The 17,707-nt window shown below is 44.8% G+C and carries 16 protein-coding genes and 1 pseudogene; 16 read left to right on the top strand and 1 reads right to left on the bottom strand.

Annotated features, from left to right (window positions below; genetic code table 11):
- The first annotated feature begins 39 nt into the window (after window positions 1–39).
- From neuC to L7H18_04410, 4 genes and pseudogenes are all read left to right on the top strand, one after another.
- Window positions 40–1,191 (top strand): UDP-N-acetylglucosamine 2-epimerase, encoded by a 1,152-nt coding sequence (gene neuC / locus L7H18_04425; GenBank protein UMX47658.1) that lies wholly within the window; start codon window positions 40–42, stop codon window positions 1,189–1,191.
- Between the two features lie 8 nt (window positions 1,192–1,199).
- Window positions 1,200–1,598 (top strand): acyltransferase, encoded by a 399-nt coding sequence (locus L7H18_04420; protein ID UMX47657.1) that lies wholly within the window; start codon window positions 1,200–1,202, stop codon window positions 1,596–1,598.
- 78 nt (window positions 1,599–1,676) lie between these two features.
- Window positions 1,677–1,898, top strand: a pseudogene (locus L7H18_04415) (CBS domain-containing protein).
- A 57-nt stretch (window positions 1,899–1,955) separates the two neighbouring features.
- The gene (locus tag L7H18_04410; protein ID UMX48454.1) at window positions 1,956–3,083 is read left to right on the top strand and encodes a DegT/DnrJ/EryC1/StrS family aminotransferase; all 1,128 of its coding nucleotides are present in this window, start codon (window positions 1,956–1,958) and stop codon (window positions 3,081–3,083) included.
- Between the two features lie 81 nt (window positions 3,084–3,164).
- On the opposite strand, the gene L7H18_04405 is transcribed toward L7H18_04410, so the two are convergent.
- Complete coding sequence (locus L7H18_04405; GenBank protein ID UMX47656.1) at window positions 3,165–4,604, bottom strand: flippase; 1,440 nt, start codon at window positions 4,602–4,604, stop codon at window positions 3,165–3,167.
- A gap of 16 nt (window positions 4,605–4,620) precedes the next feature.
- Here L7H18_04405 and L7H18_04400 point away from each other — a divergent pair, with 16 nt between their 5' ends.
- The 12 genes from L7H18_04400 to L7H18_04345 all read left to right on the top strand — a co-directional run bounded on the left by L7H18_04400 (window position 4,621) and on the right by L7H18_04345 (window position 17,667).
- Complete coding sequence (locus L7H18_04400) at window positions 4,621–6,207, top strand: hypothetical protein (protein ID UMX47655.1); 1,587 nt, start codon at window positions 4,621–4,623, stop codon at window positions 6,205–6,207.
- Window positions 6,191–6,811 (top strand): imidazole glycerol phosphate synthase subunit HisH, encoded by a 621-nt coding sequence (gene hisH / locus L7H18_04395; protein UMX47654.1) that lies wholly within the window; start codon window positions 6,191–6,193, stop codon window positions 6,809–6,811. The genes L7H18_04400 and hisH overlap by 17 nt, the downstream gene beginning before the upstream one ends.
- A 188-nt stretch (window positions 6,812–6,999) precedes the next feature.
- Complete coding sequence (locus L7H18_04390; GenBank protein UMX48453.1) at window positions 7,000–7,770, top strand: AglZ/HisF2 family acetamidino modification protein; 771 nt, start codon at window positions 7,000–7,002, stop codon at window positions 7,768–7,770.
- Window position 7,771: 1 nt separating this feature from the next.
- Complete coding sequence (locus tag L7H18_04385) at window positions 7,772–8,905, top strand: N-acetyl sugar amidotransferase (GenBank protein ID UMX47653.1); 1,134 nt, start codon at window positions 7,772–7,774, stop codon at window positions 8,903–8,905.
- 9 nt (window positions 8,906–8,914) lie between these two features.
- On the top strand, window positions 8,915–10,297 hold the full coding sequence (locus tag L7H18_04380) for a hypothetical protein (GenBank protein ID UMX47652.1): 1,383 nt from the start codon (window positions 8,915–8,917) through the stop codon (window positions 10,295–10,297).
- Window positions 10,298–10,319: 22 nt separating this feature from the next.
- Entirely contained in the window at window positions 10,320–11,636 is a 1,317-nt protein-coding gene (locus L7H18_04375; protein UMX47651.1) for an oligosaccharide flippase family protein, read from the top strand.
- Window positions 11,633–12,721 (top strand): glycosyltransferase family 4 protein, encoded by a 1,089-nt coding sequence (locus tag L7H18_04370; protein ID UMX47650.1) that lies wholly within the window; start codon window positions 11,633–11,635, stop codon window positions 12,719–12,721. Before L7H18_04375 ends, L7H18_04370 begins: the two co-directional genes overlap by 4 nt.
- Before the next feature lie 17 nt (window positions 12,722–12,738).
- Window positions 12,739–14,307, top strand: a complete 1,569-nt coding sequence (locus L7H18_04365) for a hypothetical protein (protein ID UMX47649.1) — start codon at window positions 12,739–12,741, stop codon at window positions 14,305–14,307.
- 4 nt (window positions 14,308–14,311) lie between these two features.
- Window positions 14,312–15,319 (top strand): glycosyltransferase family 2 protein, encoded by a 1,008-nt coding sequence (locus L7H18_04360; GenBank protein UMX47648.1) that lies wholly within the window; start codon window positions 14,312–14,314, stop codon window positions 15,317–15,319.
- An 11-nt stretch (window positions 15,320–15,330) separates the two neighbouring features.
- Window positions 15,331–16,107, top strand: a complete 777-nt coding sequence (locus L7H18_04355) for a class I SAM-dependent methyltransferase (GenBank protein UMX47647.1) — start codon at window positions 15,331–15,333, stop codon at window positions 16,105–16,107.
- A gap of 5 nt (window positions 16,108–16,112) precedes the next feature.
- On the top strand, window positions 16,113–16,751 hold the full coding sequence (locus L7H18_04350; protein UMX47646.1) for a sugar transferase: 639 nt from the start codon (window positions 16,113–16,115) through the stop codon (window positions 16,749–16,751).
- Window positions 16,738–17,667, top strand: coding sequence for an aldo/keto reductase (locus tag L7H18_04345; GenBank protein UMX47645.1), 930 nt, complete (start codon window positions 16,738–16,740; stop codon window positions 17,665–17,667). The genes L7H18_04350 and L7H18_04345 overlap by 14 nt, the downstream gene beginning before the upstream one ends.
- Window positions 17,668–17,707: the final 40 nt, after the last annotated feature.

Raw genomic sequence — 17,707 nt, 5'->3', positions numbered from 1 at the left:
ATTGGAATAAAAATAATTGGCGGAATAAACAATTCTCGTATGGAAAAAGAAAAAAGAAAAATTTTATATATATCCGGAACGAGGGCGGATTATGGTTTGATGAAGGAAACGCTTTTCTCGGTTCAAAGGTGCCCGGGAATCTCGGTTGAGATTGCCGCCACTGGAATGCACTTGATGAAGGAGTTCGGGAGCACGATCAAGGAAATTAAAAAAGACGGATTCAAAGTCCATAGGTTTTTGGCGACATATCAAAAAGACAATCGCATATCCATGGCAAAATTCATCGGATTGTTTATCGATCAACTGTCCAAAAAAATAAGCCGGATAAAACCCGATATTATATTGATTATGGGTGACCGGGCCGAGATGTTGGGAGCGGCGGTTGTTGGGGTATATGCGGGAATTCCTGTCGCCCATGTACATGGCGGAGATATCAGTTCGACGGTGGACGAAATAAGCCGTCACGCGATTACGAAACTGTCTCATATTCATTTTCCCGCCACTAAAAAATCGGCGCAAAGAATAGTAAAAATGGGGGAGAACTTAAGCCGGGTGTTTATCGCGGGCGCCCCCGGTTTGGACGAAATTTTAAATGATGAATTGTGCGCGCCCGAAACGCTGGAAAAAAAATACAGTTTGAATTTTTCCCAACCGGTTTTAATGGTACTCCAGCATCCCGCCACTTCAGGCGAAGATGCTCCAAATCAGATGAAAGAGACTATGGAAGCGATACTGGAAACGGGCTGTCAGACAATGGTTATTTATCCGAATTCCGACGCGGGCGGCAGAAAAATGATAAAAGTAATTGAGAATTATCGAAAATATCCGTTCATTAAAATTTTTAAAAATCTTGACCGCAAAGATTTTTTAAGCCTTATGAAGTTCTCCAGAGTTCTTATCGGCAACTCAAGTTCCGGGATTATTGAAGCACCGTTGTTTCATTTGCCGGTGATTAATCTTGGAGAAAGGCAGGAAGGCCGGGAACGGTCGGAGAACATCATTGATACTGTCTGTAAAAAAAATGAGATAATCAAAGCAATTAAAACAGTTCTTTCCGATAAGGCTTTTTTAAAAAAAATTAAAAGATGCGGCAGTCCTTACGGTAACGGTTTCGCCGGGGTGAAAATCGCCCAAGTTCTGGCGCATATCCCGATCAATCAAGCCTTATTGCAAAAGAAAATAATTTACTGAATTAAAATATGGAGCAAAGATTTGAAAATTGGAAATATCCTCAGATTAAGGAAGGCAAACCCACGAAATACAATTGGGTTGTTCAGCATAAAAATAATTTGTCGCTTGGTTTTGGTTCGGATATCGGGGCATTTACCTACATTAACGCCAAAAACGGGGTTGTTATCGGTGAAACGGTACAGGTCGGGTCGCATTGCTCAATCTATTCCGTATCGACGATTGACAACAAGGAAGGAAGGGTGACTCTGAAAAAAAATTGCAAAATAGGATCCCATTCCATGGTGATGCCGGGTGTTACCGTGGGGGAGAATTCCACCGTTGGCGCTTTTAGTTTTGTGAATGAAGATATTCCGGATAATGTGATTGCGGCTGGCATTCCCGCGCGGGTGATGAAGCCGGTAAGTTGAATAATAAAGCGGCGCTAAGATATGAATACCAATATCGATTCCATCGTCATTAAGGAGGACAGCACCATTCAGGAGGCAATGGCTAATTTGGATAAAAGTGGTGTCCGGGGCGTTTTTGTCGTTGGCGATGGCAAGAAATTATTTGGGGTTATCACCGATGGCGACATACGCCGTGCATTGTTGTCGGGAAAGGATTTACAGACCAAGGTTGGAGAAATAATGAACACCAATATGGTAACATCCACCCGCCAAACTCCGGCCGACCAGATATTGGATAAGATGATAAAAAATGGCATTCAATTGATTCCGATTGTTGATGATAAAAATGTTATTGTTGATGTTGTGCTGCTTCAGGATTTGAAAACGATACCTCTTTCGAACCCCGATATTACCCGCAAGGAGATTGATTTGATAAACCAAGTCCTTTCCACTTCAACTTTAAGCATTGGGCCCAGGATAAAAGAATTTGAACAGAAAGTTGCCGATTATATCGGCGTTAAGCATGCAATAGCGGTAAACAGCGGTACCAGCGGTTTGCACTTATGCGTGAGAAGCTTGGGTATCAAAGACGGCGATGAAGTGATTACAACGCCTTTCAGTTTTATTGCGTCGGCAAACTGCGTTATTTTTGAAAGAGCCATACCGGTATTTGTTGATATCGATCCGCGCACTTTATGCATAGACCCGGAAAAAATTGAAGAAAAGATTACTTCGAAAACCAAAGCCATATTGCCGGTGCATGTATTTGGCCATCCTTGCGATATGGAAAAAATTATGTTTATCGCCAAAAAACATAATCTGGCGGTGATCGAAGATGCTTGCGAAGCGATCGGCGCGGAATATAAAAACAAAAAAGTGGGATCATTCGGCGATTGCGCCGTTATGGCGTTTTATCCTAACAAGCAGATAACAACCGCCGAAGGCGGTATGGTTTTGACCGATAACGATAATATCGCGTGTTTGTGCCGGAGTATGAGAAATCAAGGTCGGAGCGATGGCGGCGCTTGGCTTTCGCACACGATGCTTGGATATAATTACCGTATGAGCGAATTGAGTGCGGCGCTGGGAGTGGCCCAGATCGGCAGAATAGGCGAGATATTGGAAAAACGGGAAAATGTGGCAAGGCGTTATAGCGATCGGCTGAAAAATATGAAATGCGTGAGAATTCCCTATGTTTCCATAGATACTAAAATGAGTTGGTTTGTTTATGTTATCAAACTTGACGATAAGTTATTTTCCCGAGAACAAAGGGACACGGTTATAAAGAGATTGGCGGTGGAAGGTATTTCTTGCAACAATTATTTTCCCGCAATCCATATGGAGCCTTTTTACGCAAAACTTTTTTCATACCGCGAAAATGATTTTCCAATTACCGAGAAGGTTTCCGGTTCAACGATTGCATTGCCTTTTTATAACAATTTGGCGGGAGACGATATCGATTATGTTTGCGATAATTTGGGAAAAATTTTATGTTCGGCGCGATAATGTTTTTTGATTTTTCCGTTGGTTGATGGCGGGGTTAATACCCCGACATCAATGTATTTTTTTATTCCGCCGAAAATTATTTTATAGTTTAAATATGTTTTTTAGCGAGTCGATTTCTTTTTTATCAATACCCCCAAACGAAATAATTAAAACTCCATAGATCAGGGCGCCCGCGCCTATTGTTATTATTGCCGAGATCGCGGTATGGGGGGAAAAATATATTAGAAAAAAAGACATTATCGTCGCCGCCAGGAAGCTTTTTGAGATGAATTTCCAATCAATTTCTACGGAAAAATTTCGTAAAACATAATAACTGGTCGCGGCCAACACCAATGCGTAGGTGATGAGAGTTGTTATGGCTGCTCCAAGAATTCCCATTTTGGGTATGAATAAAAAATTCAATCCGATATTGGCTAAAGAAGCGGCTAGCCATATCGCGCTTGTAATGTGGGTTTTCTTGAGAAGCGAGATAATCTGCGAAATGATCGCGTAGATGCCGGAAAATAACATGGCAAGCGCGACAAACGGAACTATATAATAAGAATTTTGCGAAATTTCCGGCGTTGAAAAAAGATCAAGGATCGGACGGGACAAAACCGATAATCCGAATACTGATGGAATACACAACAATAGAAAATATTTTAAAGAACACAAAAGATATTTTTTGACTTCTTCAGCCCTGTTTCCATCATAAAGCTCGGATAATTTAGCGGGTAACGCGAAACTTAACGGAGCGGCGAATAACGCGATTGCGTTGCTGAGCATATTGGCGGGTGCATAGTAACCAACATAAACGGTTCCTAAAAAAATTCCGATTAAATAGCGATTGCTTGATTGAACGATCCATGTCGCAAGATTGCCGGGGATTAGCGGCAATCCGAAAGTCAGATAGTCTTTTATTCTTAAAAAACGGGGGATAGTCACGCCGATTTTCTTTATAACCAAAGAAATCATTATAAAAAAAGTCAATAAACGGGCCGCCAGAAGAGAAAGGATTGCGTTTAGTATGTCGTGAGTCCAAAAAAGCGTTAAAGAAACCAAAATTATTTCTGCCAATATTTGGAAGATAAAAAAGAAAGCATACTTCTTGATTTGCTGAAAGGCGCGGAAGATGTTGAATAAAATTTCATTTAAACCGGAGAATAGCAAGATGACCGCCAGCAAGACCGCAAAAATTTTTTTTTGTCCGAAAAAATAAGACACAGGCTCGGGAAAAATATTCAGTATAATAGCCGCGATAATGGATATTACGCAAACCAATGCCAACGATGACCAGATGCCGTCTTGAATGTTTTTTTTATTTTTTTCTCCGGCCAAGAATCTAACTAGCGTATATGGCAATCCTAAGGTTAAAAGGGAAACGGCGAGGGTAATGGTGACTTGGAGTTGTGTCCAAACGCCGTAATTTTCAGCTCCCATTAATTTTGTTATAATGGGCAGGATGATTATTCCTTCCAGCGCATAAAAAAGCTGTACCATGGCCATAATCGCCACATCTTTGGTGAATTTTTTATAAGACATAAGTCTAATCAATATAATGGATCCAATCTACGCTCAAGCTCTGAAAATATTGAATTTGTTGGAAGCCAAATGCGGAGCGTACAGCCTTGAAGCCGGCGGCATTCCAATCTGGTGGTTTGTCAGATATAAGTTTTTTTTGTCTCTTTTGGAAAAATTGAATTCTGCGGCCGTCGAAAAAGAAGTTTCGAGATATCGCGCGATTCCGGTTCGCAATTTCATCAATACGATTTCGTTTGGATTAAGATCTTTAAAAAGTTTTGCCATGATTGCCGCTGGCCATAAAAAAAAGCCGGTTTGGTTGCTTGCTTATTCCGGTGACTTGAAAAAAACAAAGAATGGCAAGTTCGAAGATATTAACATTGATCCAGTTTATCAGAAATTAGAAGAATGTGCCATTGTTATTGAAATGCCTTCGCTTATGGCCAATGATTTCCATTCATTTTTGCATCGCAAGGAAGCCTTTTTCTTTGATGCCGCCATCGCGGTATCAATAATTTTCAATTTTGCGAAATCAAGAAAAAAGCCGGTGATTGTTCAATGGGAAGAGTTCAACAATCTTTGCCGTCAGACGGATTTTGGCCATGATTACCCGTCTTCGGATTGGATTTCCGATAAAATCTTCGGATTGATAAACCAGTCATACGCAAAAGTTTTGTATCAAATATGGGCGGCGAAATTTTTCTTGAAAAAATTTAAGCCGGATGTCATTGTCGAAACATCAAGCTATGATTCCGGGATGATGGCAATAAATTTCGCGGCGAAGAAAATGGGCATCCCGGCGATTGAAATGCAGCACGGGATAATCACCAACGCGCATGCGGGATATATTTATTCCATCCCGCAAGAATATGTATTTTCCAAGCCTCTTCCGGAAAAATTCATGGCGCATGGACGGATATATAAAGACATTATTTTGGCTTCGGGCAATGAGTTTTCGTCCAAGGATATTGTTATCGCCGGGAATATGAGAATGGAAAAATTCATGAGGGAATCTTTGTCCGGAAGAGAAGCGATAAGAAAAAAAGTGCGCCAAGCGCTGGGAGTTGACGAAAATGCGTTTTTGGCGGTGGTTTCAAGCGAAAATTTGCCGAAAGAAGGATTTGCGCGGATTATGGAAGAGACTATGGCTATTTCGGAAGAAGATTTATTCATTTGCATAAAACTTCATCCCGCGGAAGATGATTGGAGGCAGGCTTATGGCAATATTCTTTTCCATCCGCGGGCAAGATTTGTTACCGACGGCGATATCGACCTTTACGAACTTTTAGTTGCTTCCGATCTTCACGCGACCACTATTTCGACGGTCTTTCTTGAATGCTTGGCGCTTGGCATTCCCAACATAATTATTGAAAGCCCAAACATGGGAAGTGTGTTGGATTTGGTGAGTTATTGTGGCATATCGCCAGTGAAGACCGCGGGAGAATTCGTCAAAGAAATTCACAAAATAAGAAGTGACAAAAATTATAAAACGGGAATGATAAAAAAAGGAAAAGAAATCGCGGAACGTTTTTTTACTCCGACCGGATATCCGGAAAATATTATCGCCCGGGAAGTATTGAAAAAAATAAAAAATAAAAATTGTTTTTATGATAACAATTGTTGATTATGGAATGGGAAATCCGCGGTCGATGGCCAATATGCTCAAGCACATCGGTTTTGAGGCAAAAGTTACTTCGGATATCGGCGAAATCGCGGCGGCGGAGAAATTGATTCTTCCCGGGGTGGGCGCGTTTGATGCCGGTATGGATCAGCTTGATCGGACGGGGCTAACCAAGGTTCTTAACGGGAAGGCGCTTGAAGAAAAGACTCCAATTTTGGGGATATGCTTGGGTATGCAGTTGTTTACGCGCGAAAGCGAAGAGGGCAAAAGAAAAGGATTGGGTTGGATTGCCGCGAAAACGGTAAAATTTAATTTCGACGAGTTAAGGGACGGCAAATTAAAGATTCCCCATATGGGTTGGAACACGGTTAATTTGAAAAAAGAAAGCAAGCTTTTTTCGGGACTCGAAAAAGAAGCAAGGTTCTATTTTGTTCATTCTTACCATTTGGTATGCGATGACGCGCGCGACGCGGTTGCGGCGACGAATCACGGTTATGATTTTGTTTCGGCGGTTGAATATGGTAATATCCTGGGAGTCCAATTTCATCCGGAAAAAAGCCACAAATTCGGGATGCGCTTGTTGAAAAATTTCGCCGAATTATACTAAGGAGGTTTTCATAAATAATATCCACATCCTGCTTGCATCTTCGCCCCGTCTTCCGTTTTTCCTCGGTCGCGAAATTTTTAATGTAGCCAATACTACATTTCAAATTTCACTCGGTCGAAAAAACGGAATCCGGAACAAATCTGGCAACCAATCTTATGGATATTATCTATGAAAACCTCCTAAAAAACATGTTGTTGACAAGAATTATTCCGGTACTGCTTCTCAAGGGCGGCGGGCTGGTCAAAACGATAAAATTCAAGGATTCGGTTTATATCGGCGATCCGATCAACGCGGTGAAAATTTTCAACGAAAAAGAAGTTGACGAGCTTGTTTTTTTGGATATTGAAGCGGCGAAACTTGCGAAACCGGTTGATTACAAAAAAATTTCGGAAATTACCAACGAATGTTTTATGCCGCTTTGTTACGGCGGCGGTCTCGATTCGGTGGATCAAATGAAACAGATTTTTTCTTTGGGCGCGGAAAAGGCGGCGATAAATTCATCCGCCTTTAAAAATCCGGCCTTGATCAAAGACGCGGCGTTGGTTTTTGGCAGTCAGAGCGTGGTCGTTTCGATTGACGCCAAAAAAAATTTTTTCGGAAAATATGAAGTTATGACGCGCGGCGGATCGGAAGGAACCGGAAAGGGAGTTGTTGAATGGGCCGAGGAATGCGCGCGGCTGGGCGCGGGAGAAATATTGCTCAACTCTATTGATCGCGACGGTACTATGGTAGGATATGATATTGAGCTCATCAACAAGGTGAGCGGTTCGGTTTCGATTCCGGTGATTGCTTGCGGCGGCGCGGGGAAAAATTCCGATTTCGCGGCGGCGCTGGAGGCGGGCGCCAGCGCGGTTGCCGCGGGGAGCCTGTTTGTTTTTTATGGAAAAAATCGGGCGGTTTTGATTAAATATCCGGTTCATCCCGGATTTGGAATGAACGGCGACAATGCCGATAAGTAATATGGCACAGGAAAGAAAATACCAAATTTGTTCCCGGTGCGTTATGGATACCAGCGATCCGGGCATTATTTTTGACGAACAGGGCGTTTGCAACAATTGCAAAAGCTATTTTGAGCGCGTTGCCCGAGAGCTTCATTATGACGAAAAGGGGCGGCAAAAATTGCGCGCAGTGGCGCAAAAGATCGCGGCCGCCGGGAAAGGCAAAGATTATGATTGTATCATTGGCGTTAGCGGCGGGGTGGACAGCTCTTTTGTCGCTTATCATGTCAAGCGGTTGGGCTTGAGGCCTTTGGCGGTTCATCTGGACAATGGTTGGGATTCCGAATTGGCGGTGGACAACATCGAGAGAATTCTTAGGAAAATGGATATTGATCTTTACACAAAAGTGCTTGATTGGGAGGAATTCAAAGACTTGCAGTTGTCGTTTTTCAAATCGTCTCTCGTTGATTGCGAAATTCCCACCGATCACGCGATTATGGCCACGCTTTACCGCGAAGCGCGCGCTCGAAAAATAAAATATATTATCACCGGCAGCAACCTCGTCACGGAAGCGGTGATGCCCATTGGCTGGGCGCGTTTTAAAATTGATTGGCGGCTGATTAAAAGTATCCAAAAGATGTATGGCGGCAAAGCATTGAAAACATTTCCTCACATAAGCTTGGTTGACCTTGCATACGCGACTCTAATCGATGGTATTAAAGCTTTTCCGCTTTTGAATTATGTTGAATACGATAAAGAAAAGGCCAAACAGATACTTGTTGAAAAATTTGGATGGAAAGATTATGGCGGAAAGCATTATGAATCGGTTTACACAAGATTTTATCAAGGTTATATTTTGCCCAAAAAATTCGGCATCGACAAGCGCCGGGCGCATTTTTCGGCGCTCATCTGCGCCGGCCAAATAGCGCGCGCGGATGCGTTGGAATTTTTGAAATCGGATCCTTACGCCGACAAAAAAATGAGTTTCCGGGACAAGGAATATGTGATAAAGAAATTCGGCATAACGCCGGATGAATTCGAAGCGATTATGCGTTTGCCGGCTAGAGATTATAATGATTTTCCCAACGATTATCGATTTTATAATGCGTTGAAAGGAGTAGTCAAATTCGGCAAGCGGGTCGCAACCATTAACTAATCGGAAAAAATGGAAATTTGGCAAATCATACCGGCAATATACGCGTTAATCGCCGTTTGCGTATTCATTTTTATCGCGCGCAAGCCGAAGTTTTTCTGGTTATTTTTTGTTTGCATTACTGTTGGCACGGCGGGATTGATAATGATCCCGAAAACGCCTTATTGCGTTGCGTTGGTTGATGAATTGCTGACGGCGGCCGTTATCGGCGGAGCGGTTTTGGCTTTGATTTTAAAAAAAGTTAAAATCGTTAAAAAATCTCAAACGAAGTTGGAGCAAATCCATTGGGCGTTGTTTTTTATTTTAGCCGGTTATATGCTTTTTCAGAGCATCCGAGGGTTGGTCCTGTGGCAGGACATATTGCTTTTGAGGTGGATTTGTTTTTATGTTTTAATTATTGCCGCGGCTTTTTTGACTTCAAACACGGATTTGCCGGCACCTAAAAAATCGGTGTTGATTCGCGCGATATTATGGAGTTGGACGGTTTACCTTCTCGCGTATTTGTTGCACGGATTTATTATTCAATATTTTTTCGGAATTTCGTATCTTAGCCTGACGGTGCAGGGCCTTCAATGGGCGGGTCCGAACGGTGCGTTGCTACCGGCGATTGTAACGATTCCGGCGGCGTTGCTTTATTTGCGAAAAGGATTCGGGGGCAAGCAATGGCTGGGTTGGGCGGTGTTAATTCTTACTTTGGTAGCCGGGTATGTTTATGAATCGCGCGGTGTTTTTGGCGCGATTGCCATATATATTATTATTTCACCGACAATATTGGGGTTGCGCAAAGTTATTCCCGTCGGTTTGATCGGAGTCGTTTCGGTAATGTTGTTTTATTGGGAAAAATTGGCTCTTTTCGTCACGCAAATGTTTGCCAGCGCCACTTTCAGCTATGCCGGCGATGCCGGTCGGCTCGCGATTGTTCGGGCATCGATTGACGCGATCTGCCAGCGTGTTGACACTTTTTTCTTCGGCTACGGTATAAACTCCCATCATTATGTTTTGGCCCCGTTTATGAAAGCGGCGGGCCATCCGACGGTTGAGATGAGTCCGGATTATTCATTGCCGGTTTTGCCGGGCCAGAATTTTGTCTATAACTCGCTTGGCGGCTTGCCGGATTATGTGCGCGTCACCGGTTTCGGAAGTTTGCTGACCGATATTGGCATTATCGGCGCGATATTATTCGCGGCGGTTTTCTTCGTTTCGGCATTAAGATTGATAGCCATGGTTGAGGCGAGAGGGCGTTTCGCGATGTTGGCGTCTTTAGGTTTAATTATATGCTGGTTGTTTTTTTCGAAAATCGAAGACATAGTTCTGATTTGGTTTATGATTATGCCGTCGGGATTGGCTTTGATGTTGGCAAAAGACAAGGACGACGGTCAACTCAATACCGTTTGACGCAGCCGTAATCATTGCATAAATGAAAGAATCATTCTCAACCAACGCTCTAACGACCCTGATTACGCGGATATTGTCGGCGGTTTGCACGATCGCGGTGTCGATATCAATCGCGCGGATTTTTGGTCCCGCGGGCAACGGAGTTTATTCGCTGGCGGTGGTTTTATCTTCCGTGGCGACAACTTGCGTTTTGTTCGGATTGACCACGGCAACAGTTTTTTGCGTTGGCAAGAACAAATATCCTTTGGGACAGGTGATTGCCGGCAATGTTTTTATTTCTCTTGCCGCGGGAGCGCTGGGGGTGTCCGGAATTCTGCTGGCCGGGATTTTTTTCGGCGGTATCTTTGGCGGAATGGCGCTTTTGAATATCGTTTTGGCGATCGCGGTGGTGCCGTTGGCGCTGGGATTTAATCTTCTTTCCCATATATTGATCGGATTGGGAAATATCCGGGCGTACAATCGCATTTCATTATCGCAAAGCCTTGTTCTTCTGGCGCTGGTGCTGGTTTTGCCGCAATTTTTAAATTTGGGGATCAGCGCCGCGATTTTGGCCTACGCGGCGTCATTTTTTATTGCCGATATTTTGTTTGTTCGCGCCACGGCCAAAGAGGCGGGCGGAATTGACTGGCGCCTCAATCGGGATTATATCAAAGATGTTTTCAGCTACGGATTAAAGATTTATCCTTCCCATATTTTTTCGTTTTTGAGCACCCGGGTCAACTTTTTTCTGATCAACGCGTTTTTGAATCCGGCGGCCGTGGGTTTGTATTCGATCGCGGCCGCGCTTTCCGAGGGTTTGCTGATTTTTGCCAAATCCGTGAGCACGGTTTTGATCTCGCGCGTGGTTTCCGAAACCGATCCCAAGAAACTCAAGGAATTCACGCCGCTGGTTTATCGTTCGGTGATGTTCATAATTTTTCCCGCGATTCTGGCTATGGCGCTGATTGCCCGGCCGTTGATTTTGCTGGCGTATTCGGCATCGTTTGCCGACGCCGTGGAGCCGCTTCGGATATTGCTGATTGGAGTTGTCGCGTACTGCGGCTGGGAAATACTTTCCAACGACATTTGCGGCCGCGGCCGGCAGATAATCGTCAGCTATATCAGCGCGGCCGCGTTTTTCTCCGGTATTATTTTCAATATATTCTTTATATCTCGATGGGGAATAATCGGCGCGGCTTGGGCCGCCGATGCCACTTATTGTTTAATGTTTTTTTGCGCGGCGATCGCGTATAAGATCATTTCAAAAAACAGTTTTCTTGAAATTATTTTGCCCAGGAAATCCGATATCGGGTTGTACCGGGATTCCGCGATTGATTTGTTTAAAAAATTGAAACCATGAAAATTTGTTATATTGCCGACGCGGCCAGTCCGCATTCGCTGCGGTGGATAAGCTATTTCGCCGAAAACGGCCATAATATCGATTGGATATCGACTTCCAAGCCGGAAGGCGTTTTGCCGCCCAATGTCAGATTTTATCTGATAAAGGACAGCCGGTTCAAAAGTTTTAAAATTATCGCCAACGCGCGGGCGGTGCGCCGATTGGTTAAAAAGATCAAACCGGATATTTTGCACGCTCATTACGCGGGCGTTAACGGAGTATTGGCTTGGCTTGCCGGGTTCCATCCTCTGGTGATCACGGCATGGGGGTCGGATATTTTGGTCGCGGCGCGAAAACCGGCGATGAGGCTTTTGATCGCGCCGGCAATGAAAGATGCCAACTTGGTGACCTGCGACGCTTTTCATTTGAAAGACGCGATAATCAGGCTGGGAGTACCCGAACAAAGAATTAAAATTGTCAATTTCGGGGTTGAGGCCGATATTTTTTGTCCGGGTCCGGCCGACAAGGAACTGCAAAAAAAATTGGGTATTGAAAATTGCCCCTCGGTTGTCAGCGTGCGCAGTCTTGAGCCGATTTATGATATTCCCGCTTTGTTGAAAGCCGCGGCGATCGTGATTGAAAAAATTCCCGCCGCCAAATTTGTTATCGGCGGCCGGGGGTCGCTTGAAGCGGAATTGAAACGCCAAGCAAAAGATTTGGGGATTGAAAGCAATGTGATTTTCGCCGGATTCATTCCGCACAATGATTTGCCGCGCTGGTTTCGCAGTTTTAACGCCTATGTTTCCACTTCGCTTTCGGATTCGGGCATTGCCGGCAGTACGGCCGAGGCGATGGCTTGCGGTTTGCCCCCGGCGGTTACCGATTCCGGAGAAAACGGCAAGTGGATCGAAAACGGCAAGAACGGTTTTTTGTCGCCGGTTAAAGATTATGCCGTGTTGGCGGAAAATATCATTAAAATTTTATCCGATCGCGAGATTACAACCAAAATCGGAGAAAACGCCCGCCGCACGATTATGGAAAGAAACGATTACAAAACCCAAATGCGGCTGATGGAAGGCTTGTATAAATATTTATTGCCAAGGTGATTGCGAAATAAAATTAAATGCCAACAAATTCAATGGCTTCGATTTTTAAAAAAATTAACAAGTTTGAGTTTTTATCGGCCGTGGTGTATTTGTCTCTGGCGTTGTTGTTCGCCTTTTTTTACCGTTACCAGTGGAATACCGACGGACTGGCCTATCTTTCGATCGCGCAAAAATACGCCGCGGGAAATTTTTGGCCCGCGGTCAACGGTTTTTGGAGCCCGTTATATTCTTGGTTGATCGCGATCTTTATCGCGTTTGGGATTCCGGCGATGGTCGCGGCGAAGATCGTTGGCATTTTGGCCGGTTTGGGATTGCTGATCGCGTCAAATAAACTTTTGGATTGTTTTGATCTGGCCGGGCGCGCCAAAAAAATGATTATTGCCGCGTTGGTTCCGATCGCGGTTTATTGCGCCGTGTCGCTGACCACGCCGGATTTGTTGTTGTCAGCGATTATAATTTTTTACTTAAGTTTTATTTTCCGCGAGGATTGCATGGCTAACAATTACGGGTTGTGGTGCGGCATTTTGGGCGGATTGGCGTATCTTGCCAAAACTTACGCCTTTTTATTTTTTATTGTTCATTTCGCGCTGTTTGGCGCGATTTTCTTCTGGCGGTCAAAAACGGTTGCGGAAAGAAAAAATATTTTCCGCAATTTTATCGCCGGAACAATGGCGTTCGCGATTATCGGCGGCGTTTGGATCGCGTTGATCTCCGCCAAATACGGAGAATTCACCATCGGTCGTACCGGAGCGTATAATCTGGCGGCCTACGGTCCGGGCGCGGAGGGAGATCCGCTGGATTATCTTGGCTTTCTGCCGCCGGCGGATGAATATTCGTTGAGCGCGTGGGATGATCCGGGATTGATCGCGGTTCCGGTGGCTCAAAAGGTACCGTTCGACGAAAAAATCCGGCATTACGCGCTTAATGCGATCGCTAACTCCGGAAAGGCGTTCATCGGCATCTACGGGCGGTTTTCGCTGTTGGCGCTGGCCGCGCTGGTTATTTCGATCGTTATAATTTTCAAAAGCGGTTCGCGAAAGATTTTTATCCGCGACCATATTTGTTTGGTTTTGACGATCTTGATATTAACGGCCGGGTATCTTCCGATTCATATTGAAGAACGCTATATCTGGGTTGCGCAGATATTGCTGTTGGTATTGGCGGCGAAAATCGTTGATGATTTTGGATGGTTAAAACAGAATCCGAAAATAAAATCGGCGGTATTGTTTTTTGCCATTTTTTCTTTTACGCTGATGCCAATATACAAACTTGTGTCCCGCGTGGATACGGGCCGGGAAGACCGGCGGATGTATTTACAGTTGGAAAATTCCGGCGTGAACGGGAAAATCGCTTCCAATGCCGAATGGTCAAGGTCGCTTTATCTGGCGTTTCAGTTTCGGGGACAGTATTACGGTATTCCAAATTTCGAACTTGGCCGGGAAGATTTGCGTTCGCAACTGTTTGATTGCGACATTGACTATTATATTGTTTGGAAGGCCGCCGGCGCCGCGCCTGAATTTTTAAAAAACAAACCCGATATCAGCATGGGAAAAGTTGCCGGGTTGGAGATTTATCGGTTAAAGTAATGGTATGGACAAAATTACATTGCCATTGGTAACAATTGTAATTCCTTGCCGCAACGAGGAAAAGCACATCGCAAAATGTCTTGATGCGGTTTTGGCGCAGGATTATCCCGGCGGCCGTTTTGAGATTATTGTTGTCGATGGCGCCAGTACGGATGGCACGCGCCGGATTTTGGAAAGTTACGCAAAAAAAGACCGCCGGATTCGGATGCTGGATAATGAAAAAATATTCACTCCATTTGCTTTTAACCTCGGCATACAAAGTGCCAAGGGGGAAGTTGTCGCTATAATGGGGGCGCACGCTGATTATCAAAATGATTATTTGTCCAAATGTGTTTACTATCTGAATGAATACGGTGCCGATAATGTCGGTGGCCGCATGATTACTCTATCGAGAAATGGCACGATAATGGGCAAGGCGATTGTTCGGGCTTTATCCAGTCCGTTTGGCGTGGGCGATTCCCATTTCCGCATGAAGTCCAATGAACCCAAATGGGTGGATACGGTTTTTGGCGGTTGTTACCGGAAAGAAATTTTCGACAAAATAGGTTTTTTCAATGAAAAATTGACGCGCGGCCAAGATATGGAATTTAATGTCAGATTAAAAAAATCCGGCGGTAAAATATTGCTGGCTCCCGACATTATTTGCCGCTATTACGCGCGGTCCGACCTTAAAGATTTTTTTATTCACGATTTTTACGGCGGCACATGGGTTATCTTTTCGCGCAAATTTACCAAGGAATCGCTAAGATTAAGGCACTATTTGCCCGCTTCGTGTTTTTTATTTGCGGTTTTATTCGCGGTTGCCGGGTTTTTTTGGCCGGGTTTTTGGCCGGTTTTGTGGTTTTTGGCCGCGTTTTATATTTTGCTTAGTTTGTTTTTTTCTGTTAAAATTTCCGTAAAAGAGCGCGATTGGCGCTACGCGTTTTTGATGCCCGTCGCGTTTGGATCGCGCCATTTGGCTTACGCGCTGGGATCAATGAACGGTTTTTTAAAATTAATCTTTACGAAATAAATAATATCAAAATGGAACAGCGAAAAATCAAAGAGAGGGAGCACGCGAACAATTTGAAGAATATGTTGCGCCGGGCTGATGACGCGGAGGCCGCCGCAGATAATAAAAAGTTTTATTCAATAACTCGCAAAAGCCGCCGGCATATTGATAATTGGGTGGCGCAAAGGATTGCTCCGGGCAAAAAATTTCTGGATTTTTGTTGCGGTGAAGGCGATGTGAGCGTTTCTTTGGCGTCGCTGGGAGCCGATATCACCGGCATTGATATCTCCGATGTCTCAATAAAATTCGCCAACGAAAAGGCGCAGAAATCAGGGCAGGAAAACAAGCCGCTCTTTTTGGTGATGGACGGGGAGAATATGGCATTTGCCGCCAATTCGTTCGACTATATTGTTTGTACCGGAGTTTTGCATCATCTTGATTTAAAAAAAGTTTATCCGGAATTGGCGCGGGTTTTGAAGCCCGGCGGCCAGGTCATTTGCGGTGAACCCTTGGCCTATAATCCGGTGTTCCAGCTTTACCGCAAAATGACGCCGAAATTGCGAACCGAATGGGAGGCAAACCATATTTTGACCAAAGAATCGATTTACGCCGCCAAAAAAAATTTTGGTAAAATTGACATAAAATTTTTTTATCTGGCCGCCTTATTGGCCGTACCGTTCCGGCATACGCCGGTTTTCAAGCCGGTGCTCGGGTTTTTTGAAATCGTGGACGCGGTTTTGTTGAAGATTCCGGGAATTCAATGGCTGGCGTGGCAAACGATTTTTGTTTTGTCGGACCCCAAAGAATAAAAAATATGTTGAAACGGCTGTTTGACATTGTTGTTTCCGCGGTTTGTTTGGCCATATTCGCGCCGATAATGATTGTCGTGGCGCTGGCAATTGAATTGAATTCGCCCGGCCCGGTGTTTTACCGCGGCTTGCGCACGGGAAAGGGCGGCAAACAATTCAAGATTTTAAAGTTTCGCACCATGGTGGTCGATGCCGAGAAACTGGGCGGGCCGTCGACCGCGGACAATGATCCGCGCAACATTAAAATCGGCCGGACGCTGCGCAAATACAAGCTGGATGAAATGCCCCAATTATTCAATGTGTTAAAGGGGGAGATGAGCATCGTCGGGCCGCGGCCGCAGGTTAAAAAATACACTGATTTGTATGAAGGAGAAGAAAGGCTGATTTTGAGCGTCAAGCCCGGAATGACCGATTATGCGTCAATCGCGTTCATTAACTTGGACCAGATTCTGGGCAGCGAAGATGTGGACAAAATTTATATGGAAAAGATCGAGCCGGAAAAAAACAAATTGCGCATAAGATACGCCAAAGAAAGTTCGTTTTTCACCGATGTCAAAATAATCTGGCTCACTTTTTGGGAAATCGTGAAAGTAATTTTTTTAAAAAAGAGAAGCTTGGGAGAGAAAAAAAATGGAATTCGTTAATTTGGGAAAAACAAATTTAAAGATCAGCCGTCTGGGCGTGGGCACTTGGGCGATCGGCGGTTTCGGCTGGGGCAAGATCAATGATTTTGATTCTATCGCGGCGTTGCGCCGGGCCTGGGATTTGGGGATTAATTTTTTTGACACAGCCGATGTTTACGGGCGGGGCCACGCGGAAGAAATTTTGGCCCGGGCCTTGGGCGAAAACCGCAAGAATGCCGTGATCGCCACGAAATTCGGCGTGCGCGTCGGCCCGGACGGCAAAACTTTTAAAGATATCAGCCCCCAATACGCCGTTGAGGCGCTGGAAGCCAGTTTGCGGCGTTTGAAAATCGAATGCGTTCCTTTGTATCAAATTCATTGGCCCGACGGTGCGACATCCATTGGAGAAACAATGGCGGCATTGGTCAAATGCCAAGAACAGGGCAAAATTATGCATATCGGTTATTCCAATTTTCCGGTTGGTTTGATAGAGAGGGCCGAAAGAGTCGGCCGGGGAGAATCAACGCAGGCGCCTTATAATTTAATCGACCGCGGCATCGAAACCGAACTGGTTCCGTTTTGCAAAGAAAGAAAAATCACTTTAATCACTTACGGATCGCTGGCGCAAGGTTTGCTGTCGGGAAAGATCGCCGGGGATTTCAAATTCGGAAAAGACGATGTCCGCGGCCGGTATTCGAACTGGCAGGGGGAAAAGTTTCAACAAAATTTGGAATTGGCAAAACGGGCGGGAGATATCGGAAAAAAATACGCCAAAACGGCTGCGCAAACCGCGATTCGCTGGGTTTTGGACCGCAATTCCAATGGCGCGGCGCTTGTGGGTATCACCAAGCCCGAGCATATCGTTGAAAACATCGGCGCGTTGGATTGGCGTTTGCCGCAGGAAGACCTTGAATTTCTGTCAAAATCCGTTGCTTGAATTCGCGGAGACCCAACCTAGTTTGAATTTACAGGGGTCA

The organism is Candidatus Nealsonbacteria bacterium DGGOD1a, from assembly GCA_022530585.1.
GTDB lineage: Bacteria > Patescibacteriota > Minisyncoccia > Minisyncoccales > UBA5738 > UBA5738.
The sequence above is the reverse complement of the archived record's forward strand: the minus strand, read 5'-3'. Positions and strand labels throughout refer to the sequence as shown.